General features: G+C 47.5%; 13 protein-coding genes. 4 read left to right on the top strand and 9 right to left on the bottom strand.

From position 1 onward, the window contains the following. Positions 1–138 precede the first annotated feature (138 nt). The 8 genes from Q1V85_RS00395 to Q1V85_RS00360 all read right to left on the bottom strand — a co-directional run bounded on the left by Q1V85_RS00395 (position 139) and on the right by Q1V85_RS00360 (position 9,547). Complete coding sequence (locus Q1V85_RS00395) at positions 139–2,976, bottom strand: pitrilysin family protein (RefSeq protein ID WP_300596282.1); 2,838 nt, start codon at positions 2,974–2,976, stop codon at positions 139–141. Positions 2,977–3,387: 411 nt separating this feature from the next. Further along, entirely contained in the window at positions 3,388–4,431 is a 1,044-nt protein-coding gene (locus tag Q1V85_RS00390; protein ID WP_300596280.1) for a lytic transglycosylase domain-containing protein, read from the bottom strand. A 74-nt stretch (positions 4,432–4,505) separates the two neighbouring features. Continuing rightward, positions 4,506–5,930, bottom strand: coding sequence for an Asp-tRNA(Asn)/Glu-tRNA(Gln) amidotransferase subunit GatA (gatA, locus tag Q1V85_RS00385; protein ID WP_300596278.1), 1,425 nt, complete (start codon positions 5,928–5,930; stop codon positions 4,506–4,508). A gap of 47 nt (positions 5,931–5,977) precedes the next feature. Continuing rightward, entirely contained in the window at positions 5,978–6,205 is a 228-nt protein-coding gene (locus tag Q1V85_RS00380; RefSeq protein WP_300596276.1) for a twin-arginine translocase TatA/TatE family subunit, read from the bottom strand. Between the two features lie 267 nt (positions 6,206–6,472). After that, entirely contained in the window at positions 6,473–6,856 is a 384-nt protein-coding gene (rplS, locus tag Q1V85_RS00375) for a 50S ribosomal protein L19 (protein ID WP_231003981.1), read from the bottom strand. A 101-nt stretch (positions 6,857–6,957) separates the two neighbouring features. Further along, positions 6,958–8,190, bottom strand: coding sequence for a multidrug effflux MFS transporter (locus tag Q1V85_RS00370; RefSeq protein ID WP_300596271.1), 1,233 nt, complete (start codon positions 8,188–8,190; stop codon positions 6,958–6,960). A 66-nt stretch (positions 8,191–8,256) separates the two neighbouring features. Next, on the bottom strand, positions 8,257–8,859 hold the full coding sequence (locus Q1V85_RS00365; protein ID WP_300596269.1) for an outer membrane beta-barrel protein: 603 nt from the start codon (positions 8,857–8,859) through the stop codon (positions 8,257–8,259). A gap of 76 nt (positions 8,860–8,935) precedes the next feature. Beyond that, complete coding sequence (locus Q1V85_RS00360; RefSeq protein ID WP_300596267.1) at positions 8,936–9,547, bottom strand: hypothetical protein; 612 nt, start codon at positions 9,545–9,547, stop codon at positions 8,936–8,938. Positions 9,548–9,740: 193 nt separating this feature from the next. On the opposite strand from Q1V85_RS00360, the gene Q1V85_RS00355 reads away from it, so the two are divergent. Continuing rightward, positions 9,741–10,403 carry a hypothetical protein gene (locus Q1V85_RS00355; protein ID WP_300596265.1) on the top strand — a complete coding sequence of 221 codons (663 nt, stop codon included), beginning with the start codon at positions 9,741–9,743 and terminating at the stop codon, positions 10,401–10,403. A gap of 57 nt (positions 10,404–10,460) precedes the next feature. On the opposite strand, the gene rny is transcribed toward Q1V85_RS00355, so the two are convergent. Beyond that, positions 10,461–12,020: a ribonuclease Y gene (rny, locus tag Q1V85_RS00350; RefSeq protein ID WP_300596263.1), complete on the bottom strand. Its 1,560-nt coding sequence runs from the start codon at positions 12,018–12,020 to the stop codon at positions 10,461–10,463. A 354-nt stretch (positions 12,021–12,374) separates the two neighbouring features. Between rny and Q1V85_RS00345 the strand changes: the two genes are divergently transcribed. The 3 genes from Q1V85_RS00345 to Q1V85_RS00335 all read left to right on the top strand — a co-directional run bounded on the left by Q1V85_RS00345 (position 12,375) and on the right by Q1V85_RS00335 (position 15,785). Beyond that, positions 12,375–12,944: a hypothetical protein gene (locus Q1V85_RS00345; RefSeq protein WP_300596261.1), complete on the top strand. Its 570-nt coding sequence runs from the start codon at positions 12,375–12,377 to the stop codon at positions 12,942–12,944. 100 nt (positions 12,945–13,044) lie between these two features. Continuing rightward, entirely contained in the window at positions 13,045–14,064 is a 1,020-nt protein-coding gene (locus Q1V85_RS00340; protein WP_300596259.1) for a hypothetical protein, read from the top strand. 350 nt (positions 14,065–14,414) lie between these two features. After that, positions 14,415–15,785, top strand: coding sequence for an NAD-dependent succinate-semialdehyde dehydrogenase (locus Q1V85_RS00335; protein ID WP_300596257.1), 1,371 nt, complete (start codon positions 14,415–14,417; stop codon positions 15,783–15,785). Positions 15,786–15,796 lie beyond the last annotated feature (11 nt).

The raw sequence follows: 15,796 nt of genomic DNA, 5'->3' as shown, positions 1-15,796 counted from the left end.
GAGCTATAAAACGGTGGGGCGTTGTGTGAACAGGCGGACCCCGGCAACCCCGTAGGCCAGGAAGCCAAAGGGGCCGCCACTTTCATTGAAATTTCCTTGTTCCACCAGTTGCCTTTTCCCTCCGGCCGAAGCATTAACCTACTGCTGAACCGGATTGCCTTCCTTATCTAAAAGCACCACCTGGAACTGCGCTTTTGTTTGGTCGCTCAGCAAGGTTTGATCGCCTACCAGCAGGATGACCAGGTTCCGGGGATCGGAGAGCTTTGTTTTTGCAAGACGGTTGAGTTCCTCCAGTTTGAAATTTTTCAGAATGCCGGTTTGTTTTGCCGCAATATCGTTGGGTAGCTGATACGTCAGGATATCGCTCAGGTAATAAGCTTTCTGATAACCGGTTTCATACTTGCGGGCCTCGCTTTGCAATTTGGCGCTCTTGGTAAAATCCAGCTCCTCCTGTGAAGCACCCTTATCGCGATATGCCGTAATGATCCGGAGTACATCATGCAGCGCACTATCCGTGGCGGCGGCTTTAATACCGGAATAGAACGTATAAGAACCGATGTATTTGTTCCCGCTGAAATAAGAGCCTGCACCATAGGTCCATCCTTTATCCTCTCTCAGGTAAAGATTGAGCCGGCTGTTAAATACGCCGCCCAGCGGATAATTCATGATCCCCGATTTATAATAGTCGCCGGTGCCGTCAAACTTCATACCTGTACGGTTCCCGATCCGGAATTCGGTTTGGGCCGACTTTGGAAAATCGACGATATAAAGAATGGGTTTACCGTTTGCTGCAGGGCCTGGGTTAAAGTCGGGCAGCTGTTTTATAGCCGGTGCTGTTTTGGGAAGCTTTGCCAGGAATGCGGTTTTGTTCTGGATCTCCTGTTTAGACAAATCACCAATCACGATCACTTCGGCATCCACAGCAGAAAAACAACGGGCATAGAAATTTTCAATGTCTGCCAGGGTAATACCGGCAAGCGTTTGATCGGTACCGGAGAAGTTTCTGCCGAAAGCGCTGTTGCCAAACAACAACTTATTATAAACGGAAGAGGCTACACTTGCCGGCCTGGTAAGATTGTTCTTATAACCTTCCGTATACTGGTTCTTGATGCGGTTAAACGCCGCGTCTGTAAACTTCGGCTGCAGGATGCGCTCTTCCAGCAGGGCCAGCGTTTTGTCCAGGTTCTTTTCAAGGCAACGTACTACAATATTGGTAGCGTCGGTGGCCGCGCTTACGGAGATGGAACTCCCCAGCAGATCCAGTGCTTTGCTGAAATCTTCCGCCGTACGGGTCTTCGTGTCTTCATTCATCATGGAGGCGAACAATGCCGCCAGTCCGCTCTTCTCTGCTGGTTCGGCCAGCTTTCCACCCTTGATACCGATCATAATATTGACCACCGGCAGTTCTTTAAGCAGGCTTCCGATATACTGGATGCCATTCTTTTTCTCTTTCCAGAATTCAGGTGCAGTTACAGCCAGGTTATTGCCTGCAGGCGGCATTTTACTGCGGTCGAAATTGTCTTTGGCCTTGGTATAGGTAAGCCCGGCATAACCATAGTCCGGGGCCGTGTAGCCGCTTTTGTCAACTTCGTATTTTGAATCTCCGGCAATATTTTCAGGGGCGTCTTTGGTTGCCACACTTAGCCGTACGGCGCCCTTTCCTTTGATGTATTTATTGTAAGCATTCATAACCGCTTCCGGAGTAATAGAGCGGTAGTTCTCCAGGTATTTTGTAATAAAATTGGCATTGCCCGTAAATGTATAAAATGCCGCCAGGCGGGATACCTTCCCGCTTACAGATTCCAGTCCATAAATGGTCTGAGACTCGATCCCCGATTTGAATTTGTCAATGTCAGCCTGGGTTACGCCCCGCTGCTCAAAATCCGAAAATACCTGGCGTACGGCTTCATCCATATCTTTTAGTGATTTGCCTTTTGCGGGAGTGAGGCCGATGGTGAATTCACTCGACAGTTCCGATCCCATATTGTAAGCACTGGCGCTTAGTGCCTGTTGGGTTTTTACCAGCTTCTGATAAAGCAGCGAATTATTACCCTGACCGATGATTTCAGCCAGGCAGTCGAGTGCCGCTTCGTCTTTTGTATACATTTCAGGAGCCGGATATACGATCTGCAAACGCGGCAACTTGGCGTATTGATCTACCATGGTAACATACCGGTCCTTATCCAGAACGGGCACCATTGCCCCCATGTTTTTAACAGCCGGACCGGCAGGAATGCTGCCGAAATATTTTTCCACCAGCTTTACAACGTCTTCCGTATGTACATCGCCACCAACAGTAAGCACCGCGTTGTTAGGACCATACCAGCGTAAAAAGAAATTTTTAAGATCGTTTACATTGCCCCGGTTGAGGTCATCGATATACCCGATCGTAAGCCAGGAATAAGGATGTCCGTATGGATAAAGATTCTTACTGGAGTTTTCAAAAACAAGACCGTATGGCTGGTTGTCGTAGTTCTGACCTCTTTCATTTTTAACAGTGGCGCGTTGCACTTCAAACTTCTGCTGGGTAACGGCATCCAGCAAAAAGCCCATCCGGTCGGCCTCCAGCCATAGCATTTTTTCCAGCTGATTTTTTGGAACAGTTTCAAAATAATTGGTCCGGTCCCGGTTGGTAGTGCCATTCAGCGTTCCGCCGGCTTCGGTAATGATTTTAAAGTGCTGTTCATCGGCCACGTTGTCCGAACCCTGGAACATCATATGTTCAAAAAAATGGGCAAAGCCCGATTTTCCAATCTCTTCCCGTGCCGATCCTACGTGATAGGTTACATCTACATGTACCAGTGGATCACTGTGGTCTTCATGAACAATCAGCGTAAGTCCGTTGGGCAGCTGATAGCGGCTAAACGGAATTACCACATCATTGTCGCTGGCCGCCACTTTTTCCATTAACCGGGCCTGGGAGAAAACAAGGGTCGTGCTACAGATAGTTGTCAGAAGCAGAAACAGTTGTTTCATAAGCATGAAAAATTTTATTTTTTAGATGTTGATTCCTTATGCGCCTTTTGACAACAGGGAGCAGTTGCATCGCCGGTTATCATAAGCGGATGTTGAAAGGATCTTTTTAAAATTAAACAAGTTCTGCGGTAAAACAAAATACCGGTACCCGGGCATTATTTACGAGCAAAAAAAATCCACAGGGGCAAGCCTGTGGAATATATCGGGAATACAATCTTCAATCTCAATTACAAATCAATGTCATTTCCTTAAAGCCGCAGATCACGCCCGGGGCGTGACAGGTTGCGCAGATTTTGTATCAGTTTTAACCGCAATAATGTCGCAGAAAAGTGCCGCAGGCGCAATCAGCGTATCTGTGGGCAACCATAAAAATTGCATAGGAAAATGGCATTGAATTACAAATCTCAGCTCTTAATTCCGGTACTCCGGGTTGATCAGCATCTGGATGGATTCATTCAGCATCTCATTTTTCTTTTCCAGGAACAGGTCCACTTTCTCTTCAGGCAGCTTTAACTGGTACGTACTGTTGGAGGCCAGTACCTTATCGAGGCTGGGGTTCAGCTTATTAAAATCAGCCAGGGACATTTCCAGGTATTTGGCAATAGCAGCGGCATTATAACGTCCGCTGATGGTTTGCACTTTTACATTTTGCTGGGTTACTTCATCCTTCACTGTTTTCATCATTGCCAGCGCCTGGTCTCTGGAAACGGTGGCTACACCGCCCTGGCCTTCCATTATATAGTGCGTGGCAATAAACTTCTTTACATGGTTCCTGCTTTCTGCCGGGAGATAGTACTGAAGATCCCAGAAATCGTTGCTTCCGGCTTTATTAATAGCGGAGTTTACACGGCCCGGACCACAGTTATATGCGGCAACAACCAGCAGCCAGTCTTTATAAATATTAAAGAGATAATTCAGGTATTTGCTGGCGGCCTTTGTGCTTTTCAGGTAGTCGGTCCGCTCATCCCGGCCACGGGAAACATTCAGTCCCAATCCCCGTGCCGTTTCCGGCATAAACTGCCAGGGCCCCACGGCTCCGGCCCAGGACACCAGGTTGGCCCGTAAATGCGATTCAATCACCGCCAGGTACTTTAGTTCCTTGGGAATCCCGCTTTGCGACAGCACATCGTCCATCATATCAAAATAGGGGCGTGCCCAGGTCTTCAGTTCGTTCAGTTCCCGTGCATTCCGGTCGATATATTCTTTCACAAAGCTGATGGCTTTGGGGTTGAGGTGTTCCGTTTTAATGCCCCTGAAGCTCGTTGCTTTCAGATCCGTATTTTCAAACAGGTCTTTAAACCCGGCTTTCAGGTCAGCCTTTACCAGTTGCTCAGCGGGGGCTGCGGGCACGGCCGCTGTTTCCTTTACCGGGCTCAACTGGGCATGTGCCGACGTAATGGCACAGAGTGACATGAATGAACTGCCAATGAAAACAGTTAACTTATTCCTGCTCATTATTTTTCTGTCGTGTTTTAATAATTGAACTTTTATAAAAAACGCAGTCTGGAGTGTAAGCTTTAAAATAACGATTATGAAGCTAAATTATTGTTGCTAAAAGACAGCAAAGATAGTTCATTAAAGGGAGCTGCCATTAACTGGACGCCGAAAGGCATCTGGTGGGTTGGATGAGTAAACATAGGAAGGGAAATGGCCGGAACTCCTGCAAGATTGGCCATAACGGTATAGATATCAGCAATATACATAGCAATCGGGTCCTTCGATTTTTCACCGATCTTAAAGGCTACAGAGGGGGAGGTGGGCAAACAAATGAAATCGAACTCCTTGAAAATCAGCTGCAAATTATTTGTTAAAATACGTCGTACTTTTTGTGCCTGGGTAAAATAAGCATCATAATAACCGGAACTTAAAACGAAGTTGCCCAGAAGGATCCTTCTTTTTACTTCCTTTCCAAATCCTTCGGAACGGTTCTTTTTATAAAAATCGTCCAGCTCAACATGATTGCCGGCTGCTGAACGGTACCCGTATTTTACACCATCAAACCGCGAAAGGTTGGAAGATGCCTCGGCTGTGGTGAGCACGTAATAGGTAGGCACAATATAATCCAGCAAATCGAAATGTACCGGGGCTACCGTATGCCCTTCGGCTTCCCATTGCTGCAACCGGTCTTTGATGGCATTGCCGATCTCGGGGTCCAGGCTTTCATGTTCCAGGGCTTCGGGAAAATAGGCAATTTTGTACCGGCGGTCTTTTTCGAGCTGTTGGGAATAAGCGGGAACCGGTTGCTGAGATACGGTACTGTCATAGGCGTCAGCGCCGGCGATCACTTCCAGTACCAGTGCGGTATCGGGAATGGTTTTGGCAAAGACCCCGATCTGGTCAAAGGAAGAAGCATAGGCGATCAGCCCATAGCGCGATACACGGCCATACGTGGGTTTGAGCCCGATGATGCCGCAGAAATCGGCTGGCTGCCGTACGGAACCGCCCGTATCGCTTCCCAATGATACCATGCAGAGCCCGGCCTGCACAGCTACGGCGGATCCGCCCGATGAACCACCGGGGATACGGCTTTCGTCCGCGGCATTTAATACTTTTCCGTAAGTAGAATTTTCGTTGGTGGAGCCCATGGCAAACTCATCGCAGTTTACCCTTCCGATGATGATGGCGCCTTCAGCTAAAAGCCGTTCCACTGCCGTAGCGGAGAACACGGAGGTAAAGCCCTCCAGTATCCGGGATGCAGCCGTAACCGCATGCCCTTTATGGCAGATAACATCTTTGATGGCCACTACAACTCCATGCAGTTTTCCCTGGGGTGCGGGCAGCAGGTCTAGTTCGGACGCGCGCTGCAGCGCCTCAGCAGCATATACCTCAATAAACGCATTGAGATGTGTGCTTTCTTCAATCTTTTTCAGGTAAGCCTCAACTGCGGCCTTGCAGGTGGTTTCACCATTTTGCAGTTGTGTTTGGTACCGGGCAATAGAAATAAAGTCCTGCAAAAGAAAATCGCTTTTGTAGTCAGATAGAAAATATTAAAAAAAGGGTCTTATTCCTGAGTAGTGGAAGGTCTCTTCGGCTCAGAAGACATCGTATTGGCGCTTTCTTCGATCTCCCTTTTTACGTTATCTTTTGCGTCGTTAAATTCACGAACCCCTTTACCCAAACCTCTCATCAATTCAGGAATTTTACGGCCTCCGAATAACAACAGCACAATAACCATAATGATAATGATCTCGTTGGTTCCCAAAGCACCCAATAATTGAAAATTTGCCATGATCTGTAAAAATTAGTGTTCAAATATACGCTTTGTATCGTAATCTGAACGATTAAATATTAGATTGAAGATTACAAAGATTATTACGCCAAAAAAATACAATTGTTCTAAAATTGACCGGATAATTTTGATATTTTTTATCGAAGGAGCGAATCCGGTGTAAACGGACAAAGGGCTGTGCCGGGCGGAGGAACCATTTCAGCAGTCGTATACAGGCACAAAAAATCCCGCGAAGGCGGGATTCTTAAAATATGATAGAAGCTGGTATTAAGCTTTTGCAGCTTTCTTAACATCAGCCACAGCCATACGCTTTTCGCGGATACGGGCGCTTTTACCAAAACGCTCTCTTTGATAGAACAGTTTTGCACGGCGCACCTGGCCAACTTTGTTTAAAACAATGGATTCAATGTTGGGAGAAGTAAAGGGGAACAATCGTTCTACTCCGATACCGTCAGAGATCTTCCGAACAGTAAAAGTAGCAGTGCTTCCATTACCCTGTTTTTTAATAACGTCTCCTTTAAAAGACTGGATACGCTCTTTGTTACCCTCAATAATTTTGTAATTAACGGTAATGTTATCGCCTGCTTTAAAAGCGGGGAAGGTCTTTTTGGGCGTCAATTGTTCGTGTACAAAGTCTATAGCGCTGCTCATAACTCAAAATTTTTAGTCCCGATTTTAATTATCGGGATGCAAAGGTAGCAAGGAAATTAATATTTTCCAAAAAAAAGAACAGGAATTGCTGTTGCCGCTGTTTATAAACGCCGGAGCATATCAACTGTCTGGGATTCAATTGATTCTTTTCGTTTCCGGATCGCCCGTCTGCCAAAAAGCAGGATGCAGAGCGCTGTAAAGGCGCAAAAGGCCATAATTCCGCCCATCGGCACCGCCGTTGCATTATGAAATACGCTTACCATTACGGTGCTCAAAGCGCCCACGGCCATCTGGATACAGCCCAGGAGGGCAGAAGCACTGCCGGCATTCTGATCAAAAGGGGCAATGGCCAGGGCAGACGCATTGGGAAAGGTAAAACCCTGGCAGGCCAGGAAGATGCAGCAAAGTACAATGCTGCTGTACAATCCCCACCAGTGCAGCGCAAACCCGGTCAGCAACAGGATCCCTGCCAGGGTCTGAAAGCTGATGGCCCTGGGAATGATGTATGCACTGGGGTATTTCCGGAGGATGCGGGCATTGATCTGCGTGGCCGTTACCAGTCCTGCCGCTACAATGGTAAAGATCCAGCCATATACTTTTTCACTAACGCCGAAGAGTTCCATAAATACATGGGGCGAACCGGCGATATAAGCGTAAAGGCCGGCTGCGGTAAAGGATCCGGCAAAGGCATAGGTCACAAACTGCCGCTCCCGGAAAACCATTCCAAACTTGCCAAGGATAGACCGGGGATACAGGGAATAATCCGGGTCGGGCTTTTTCGATTCCGGTAACAGGAATATTACCATCGTAAGGATCACCGTACCAATGATGCCCAGCACCATAAAAATAGCCTGCCAGCCAAATGCTGCGGCCAGGTAGCCCCCGGCAGTGGGTGCTATTATGGGCGATACCCCTACCACCAGCATCAGCAGGGAAAAAATTTTAGCGTTCTCGTTTACGTCGAACAGATCCCGTACAATGGCCCGGGAGGCTACCATGCCAACACAACCGCCGATGGCCTGGAAAAAACGCAGGGCGATCAGCATTTCAATGGACGTGGCCATTGCACAGCCAAAGGATGCTAATATATATAAGACCATCCCCAGGTACAGGGGCTTTTTGCGCCCGAACTTATCCAGCAACGGACCATAAAGCAGCTGCCCGATCGAAATACCGATGAAGAAACCGGAAAGGGTAAGCGATACATTGCTCACATTGGTATGCAGGTCTTTTGCAATATCCGGGAAACCCGGGAGATACATGTCGATGGAAAACGGGCCGATAGCGGATAATAAACCCAGTATCAGTAAACGAATAAACCTTTGCTCCTTCATAAATCAGGAGCAAAGGTAGGGTAAGGTTATGGAAAAGGCAGATTAAGTTAACCGCAGTAAGGCGGTTTAAAAAACAACACTGAAGCCCAGTCCCAGTGTTTTAAGCGCCTCACCGCCAAGACTGGTGCGCGCTGCAAAACTCTTTTCGCTTTTGTCATTTGCCGCCTGGTTTTGGGTATAATTCACCGAAAAAATATTGGGCAGCATCAGCTCAATACGCGCCCAGTCCAGCACACTGTAAGACAATCCGGGGGTAAAGCCCAGGCTTGCGGCATCCTGTGTATATTTTACCTGGTTATCGGCGTTGATCCGGTTCTTTGAGCGGGAATAGCCCAGTGCAGATTCGCCAAACAGATAAAAGGTATGGCTCAGCGGTTTATACAAACGGTTAAAAATGCCTACAGAAAAGCCGGAATATCCTGGATTTGCAGCGTTGATCTTATCTCCGAACAGGTAGCCGCCCTGTACTCCCCAAAGGATGTTTGGCGTAAACGCATGCCCGATTTTCAACTGGAGGTTTCCGGATTTCGAATGATCGTCAGCATTGAACTGACTGTTATTAGAAGACAGGCCGCCTCCAATGAGGGTTGAACCGCTGCCTGTTTGAGCATGAATATGGATAAGGAAACAAAATGTAAATGCGAGGGTTGCAAATAGTTCTTTTTTCATGATTGATTTTTAGAGATGAAACACCTTGTAAAAAGGAGATTGTTGTGATGAGCAGCTGTTTTGATGTGGTAGTGTCTTAAAAGAGTACGGTAAAGCCAAGGCCCAGTAAATCGGCGGTACTTCCTTTCAAACTGGTGCTTACACCGAAATTGCTGGTATTGGATTGTACGCCGGCGACTTCCGTCCGGGCCTTTTGATAGTTTGCCGAAACCAGGTTGGGTAGCGATAATTCCAGGTGTGCCCAGTCAAATACTTTGTAGGAAATTCCGGGCGCGAATCCAAGGGCCACCTGGTCTACTGCCGGCTGCCGGCCAATAAAACCCGATCCGGATGTATGCGCATAGGCCAGGCCGGTTTCTCCATAAAGATTGAACCCTTTTCCCAGCGGTTTGTATAACCGGTTAAAGATACCACCTCCGTACGTGTGTATTTTGGTTGCTGTAGGATTAGAAAAAGACTTATTGGTACCGGATCCAAAAATGCCAAAAACGCCCCATACTACGTTGTCTGAAAAAGCCCGGCCTACTTTTAAAAAAGCGGAACTGCCGCTTGTTTTGCCGGTTGTATCATTTTTTACATTGGTAAATGAAACACTTCCACCAATAAGTGCAGACCCTTTTTCAACCTGGGCGTTCGAATAAAAATACGTGCATGTGAGCAAGGCTACCGTGAGTAGTTTTGTCTTCATAAATTCAGTTTTTTGAAGGTTAAAAGTCAATTTTGAATAAGGGGATGAAAATAACGTGAATACAATTATCCGCAATGCCCTTTAACGATTGATTAGTACAATGAACTGTGAAAAATCATTGATGCTGCCGAAGGTAATGTTCAATAACATGAATTGTTTAAGGGCCTAACTGGTTTTATGCTACATTTAATGAATGAAAACCAAACGATCCAAACAGGTCTCTCCGAAAATTATTACAGAGTTTGAGCAACTGCCTGTTGAGATACAAATCCGGGCAACAAAAATTATACAGACCTCACTGGAAGAACACAGCGTGGATGCGGTGTTCAACATCGCAACGCTGTATGATCCTGATGCCTGTTGCCTGGCGGAGGATGAGGCCATCCGCTATACCCCAATTCCACGGTATAACCTGCATTACATTTATGTAAGCCCCCAAAACAGCCGAGAACAGTATGGCTTCGAATTGAATTTTGATGGATATGGCCAGGTACTGAAATACGGGTTGCCGAGAAACGGAGCTTATGCGGTTGCGGTTTTAAATGGGAGGGTGGAGGCTATAAGACAGGCCACCCGGTATGCGGAGACCAAAGGATACAAAACAAAAAGCGTAGAAGCGCTCCTGTTTCATGATTCTTTTCAGGATTGCCTGATCTGGCAGGTACTGCTGTTGCAGCACCGGGAACAACGGGACGGCCAGTCGATCAAACATTGCCGGGCGATTGCAGTGGATGTACTGTCGGAATGGATCTATTACGACCGGGAGGCAACCGTCGGCGGGCGGGCAAAAAATATATTTGTTACGATCACCCATGAAATAAATGATCCCAACGACTGGTCTTCAGCCGATCGTTGACGCGTAAAAAAACCGCCTCAGAAGGCTGAGACGGTTGTCGTATTGTTGATACCTTATTTAGCGCGCTACGTTCACCGCTCTTTTTTCGCGGATCACCGTTACCTTAATCTGGCCGGGGAAGGTCATTTCCGTTTGGATCTTCTGGGCAATTTCAAAAGAAAGTTTGTCACTGTCCTGGTCCGAAACTTTGTCCGATTCTACAATCACCCGCAGTTCCCGACCCGCCTGGATGGCATAGGCTTTTTCCACGCCCGGGTAGCTGGTTGCCAGGTTTTCCAGGTCTTTGATCCGCTGCAGGTATTGCTGCATAATCTCCCTGCGTGCCCCGGGACGTGCACCACTGATGGCATCACAGGCCTGTACGATGGGAGAGATCACATATTGCATTTCAACCTCATCGTGGTGGGCGGCAATAGCGTTTACCACGGCAGGATTTTCTCCATATTTTTCTGCCAGTTTTGCTCCCAGCAGTGCGTGGCTCAGTTCAGATTCTTCATCCGGTACTTTTCCAATATCATGTAACAGCCCCGCACGCTTGGCCAGCTTGGGATTGAGGCCCAGCTCAGAAGCCATGATGGCACAAAGATTGGCTGTTTCCCGGCTGTGCATCAGCAGGTTTTGCCCGTAAGAAGAACGGTAGCGCATACGGCCTACCATCCGCACCAGTTCTTTATGCAAACCATGAATACCCAGGTCGATGACGGTACGTTCACCAATTTCCATCACCTGTTCTTCGATCTGTTTGCGGGTTTTTTCTACTACTTCTTCAATACGGGCAGGGTGAATCCGTCCGTCGGTAACCAGGCGCTGCAGGCTCAGGCGGGCGATCTCACGGCGCAGCGGATCAAAACAGGAAAGCAGGATGGCTTCCGGAGTGTCATCTACAATCAGATCCACACCGGTAGCGGCTTCCAGCGCCCGTATATTACGTCCTTCACGACCAATGATCTGCCCCTTTACCTCATCACTTTCCAGGTTGAAAACAGTGATCGAGTTTTCAATCGCCTGTTCGGCAGCGGTACGCTGGATGGTTTGTATAATAATTTTCCGGGCCTCTTTATTGGCCTTTTGTTTTGCTTCGTCGATGATTTCCTGCTGGATGCCGATCGCCTGGGTCTGCGCTTCGTTCTTCAGACTTTCCACCAACTGGCTTTTGGCCTCTTCAGCAGACAGTCCGGCAATTTTTTCCAGGCGGCGGATATGCTCTTCCTGGTGCTTTTCCAGTTCGGTCCGTTTTTTATTCACCACCTCTATCTGGCGGTTCAGGTTCTCTTTAATGGCATCGTTTTCCTTGATCTGCTTTTCAACATTGGTTTCTTTCTGGCTGAGCGACTGTTCTTTCTGTTTGATGCGGTTTTCTGATTCAGACAGTTTCCGGTTGCGCTCGTTTACTTCTTTTTCATGCGTGGCCTTCAGGGAAACAAAACGTTCTTTGGCTTCCAGCTCTTTTTCCTTCCGGATCGTTTCTGCCTTTAGTTCTGCTTCTTTGAGGATGTTTTTAGAATGTAATTCCGCTTCTTCAATTTTCTGCTGGGTATTTTTTGCAAAGATCAATTTACCGGCGATAATGCCCAGTATAAGGCCACCGATGATGTAAACAATTATTAAAGGATCCATTAAACTTCATTTTATTTTTCTTTTCAGAAAAAGATTCTATAATTCATTAAAAGTTAATACCCACCTGGATTTTTTATTTATCCGGAAAGGCATAGCGGCGAAGATACAAAAGCAGCATCAAAAAAATACATCTTTAGGTGAACTAAATTATATCGTTCGGAATGAGGGGGTTATGAAGCCTCCCGGATGGGCCGGCTGCGGGAATGGAAATGCCCTGAAAATGTGCAGATGTAATATGTATGTCATATATTCATTATTTTAGCCTGACGGCTGCCATAAGATACCAGTAATTTGATGTTGCCCTGGGTTTAACGATGAGGCTGTATTGACTAAAAAATAAAACTTCTTATGATCATGAAAAAACTATTAACCGTTATGTTTTGCTCAGCGTTTGCCCTGAACGGCTGGTCACAAAAAGTGATCCGGAATTACGGATTTGAGTGGTTTGATGTTGGTGGCAAACTGATTAGCTGGGTTCCCCAGAATACAAAGGGCCAGTACCAGATCCTTCCCAGTTTAACGGGCCATTCGGGGGTGGGATCGATATTGATTACGCCAAAGCCGGAAGCCCCGGCTGAACGGGGGAATGGTTTATGCAATACCATCCTGGCGCAACAGATGGTTAGCGGAAAAAAGACCATCCGGATTACGGGTTTTATCAAAACCGAAGGGCTTGCAAACGGAACGGCCAGCATTTGGATGCAGCTCAACGGCATCGGTTCCATTATTGCCGATAAGAACAGTGATGATCAAAGTGCCCAGGGAAACTCCGACTGGAAACAATATTCCATCGAGCTTCCCATTTCCGGAAATGTACAGTCCGTTGTATTTGGATGTAAAATGAGCGGAACCGGTAAGGCCTGGTTTGACGACTTTGAAGTATTGATTGATGGCGAACCGGTACGGGAATCATTTAAACAGTAAGGCATATCCTTAGATCCTCCGGAAGCGTAAAAAAGTTGCTCCTGCTCCTGTATGATGTTAGACGATTTTGGATCATTGATCGGACATTAAAATAAAACAAATGAAAAGATTGCCTGCACTTGCTTTCGTGCTGCTTTTGGCCCGAGTTTGCCCGGCACAGTTCCCAACTGCAATTCCGTCTTCCGTATTGCCCGGTACGGAAATCTGGAGCGGCGCGCCGCACAATGCGTTTACCGACCTGATTGCCTATAAAGGGTATGTGTATTGCAGTTTCCGGGAAGGATCGGGACATGTACCCGGTTCCAATGGGGTAGGCCGCATCCTCCGTACGAAAGATGGCAGCACCTGGGAACCGTTTGCGCTGATCCGGAAAGATGGTATCGACCTCCGGGATCAGAAGATCTCTGTAATGCCGGATGGGCGCATGCTTTGCCTGATGGGTGGCTCCGTATACGACACCACTACAAGGCCATCACGCCTGTTGGGGATGTATCCGCATGTAGCGTTTATGGGAGCCGGTATGAAATTTACCGAACCGGAAAAGGCCGTGCTTGAAAACAGCGGTCATAACTGGATCTGGCGGCTTACCTGGTACAGGGGAACGGGGTATGGGATCGATTACGGTACGGGCGGGGCTGCCACACTGGTTAAAACAACCGATGGAAAAACCTTTACAAAGATTGTCGACCTGGCGGTGGATGGGATGCCCAATGAGTCAACCATCCGGTTTGATCAAAAAGGGAAAATGTATATCCTTATCCGCAGGGAGCAGGAAGATAAGCTAGGAGTACTGGCTACCGGCACGGCGCCTTTTACCGCGTTTCATTACCAGAAGCTGGATTACCGGCTGGGTGGCCCCGATTTTATGTTTACTCCTGACCAGAAAAAACTGATCATCGGCACCCGGCTGTATTTACCCGGCGGTGCCAAAACCGGTGTACTGGTTACCGACCTCAATGGCCGGCTGCTTAAAACACAGGTATTGGAGAGTGGCGGCGATTGCAGCTATCCCGGGATGCTGATAAAAGACAAAGAACTTTGGGTAAGCTACTATTCTTCACATAAAGGGAAAACCAATATTTATTTTACGAAGCTCCCGTTAAAGGATCTTTTAAATTAACGGACATATCCCGATTTGGCGGTTACCTGTTAGAGATGATGCGTCCTGAAAAAAATCGGCGCTGCGAAGGAATTTGATGCCATTCAAATTTTCGGCTGGATTTGAACCAAATAGTAGGCTGCATAGTGTTTTCACATAACATATCTATGTGGCTTCATTTATGTGCGCTGCTGTTCCTATGTGGTTCAAATAAAACAGTAAGCCGAATGCGAAAACTTGAATGGCACCCTACCTGATGGAGTCCGGCTTGCTAACCCGCAAATGAATTACCTTTAGGGAAGATCGCTGATCAGGTCATGGTCATCAAAAGCGAAAATATGAGGATGGCCGGCACATCTAAAAATAATATTATGGCAATACAATCGATCAACCCATTAAATGGAAAGCTGGTTAAAAAATATAAAGAGGATACCGTAAAAGCAACCGTGGAAAAAATTGAAGCGGGTTATAAGGCATGGCTGAAATGGCGCCATACGTCTTTTGAGCAACGTGCCGGTTTGCTGTTGAAAACGGCAGCCGTATTGGAACGGCAAAAGAATGACCTGGCAATATTAATGGCAACGGAAATGGGAAAGCCCTTAAAGGATGGCATCGCCGAAATAGAAAAATGTGCGGCGGTATGTACCTATTACGCCCGGAACGGAGCTGCTTTTTTAAAAGATGAAAAGGTAAAAACCGATGCCCGGAACAGTTTTGTTACTTTTCAGCCCATTGGCCTGGTGTTAGCCGTGATGCCCTGGAATTTTCCTTACTGGCAATGTTTTCGCTTTATTGCACCGGCGCTGATGGCGGGTAATACGGGGCTGCTAAAGCATGCCTCCAATGTACCGGGATGTGCCCTTTCCATAGAAGCCCTGCTGCTGAAGGCTGGTTTTCCGCGCGGGGTATTTCAAACCCTGCTGGTGGGCAGTAAGGCGGTAAATGCTGTCATTGATCATCCGTTGGTAAAAGCCGTTACCCTAACGGGAAGTACCGAAGCGGGAAGCCAGGTGGCTGCACAGGCCGGCCGGCAAATAAAGAAAACTGTATTGGAGCTGGGGGGCAGTGATCCGTATATCATCCTGGAAGATGCGGACCTGGAGCTGGCGGCAACGGTTTGTGCCCAAAGCCGGCTGATCAATAACGGGCAAAGCTGTATCGCGGCAAAGCGATTCATTGTGGTGAAAAAAGTGGAGCAGGCATTTATCCGGCTTTTTTTGGAAAAGATGCGCCATAAAAAACTGGGCGATCCGCTGGATGCCCAAACAGAACTTGGCCCTATGTCCCGTGCCGATCTCCGGGATGCGCTGCACCGGCAGGTGCAGGAAAATATTGCCGCTGGCGCTTCCTGTATCTTAGGTGGCAATATTCCGGCGTTTAAAGGGAAGCATGCATTCTATGCGCCTACCATCCTCACCGGCATCCAAAAAGGAATGAGCGGTTACGAAGAGGAATTGTTTGGTCCGGTTGCCTGTGTGATCACAGCGCGGAATGAAGCACATGCTATTGAAATTGCAAATGATACCCGTTTTGGTCTGGGGGCTGCGGTATTTACAAAGGATATTAAGAAAGGCGAGCGTATTGCGCGTGAGCAGTTGCAGGCAGGCGCCTGTTTTGTAAATACCTTTGTGAAGTCGGACCCGCGTGTGCCTTTTGGAGGTATTCATCAATCGGGCTATGGGCGTGAGCTGGGGAGTTTTGGTATTAAGGAGTTTGTAAATATTAAGACGGTCTGGAGATAGCCGCTGGATAT

Origin of the sequence: Niabella sp. (assembly GCF_030150205.1) — a bacterium.
Taxonomy (GTDB): Bacteria; Bacteroidota; Bacteroidia; order Chitinophagales; family Chitinophagaceae; genus Niabella.
Note: the sequence above shows the minus strand (reverse complement) of the source record. Positions and strands in the feature narration are given on the sequence as shown.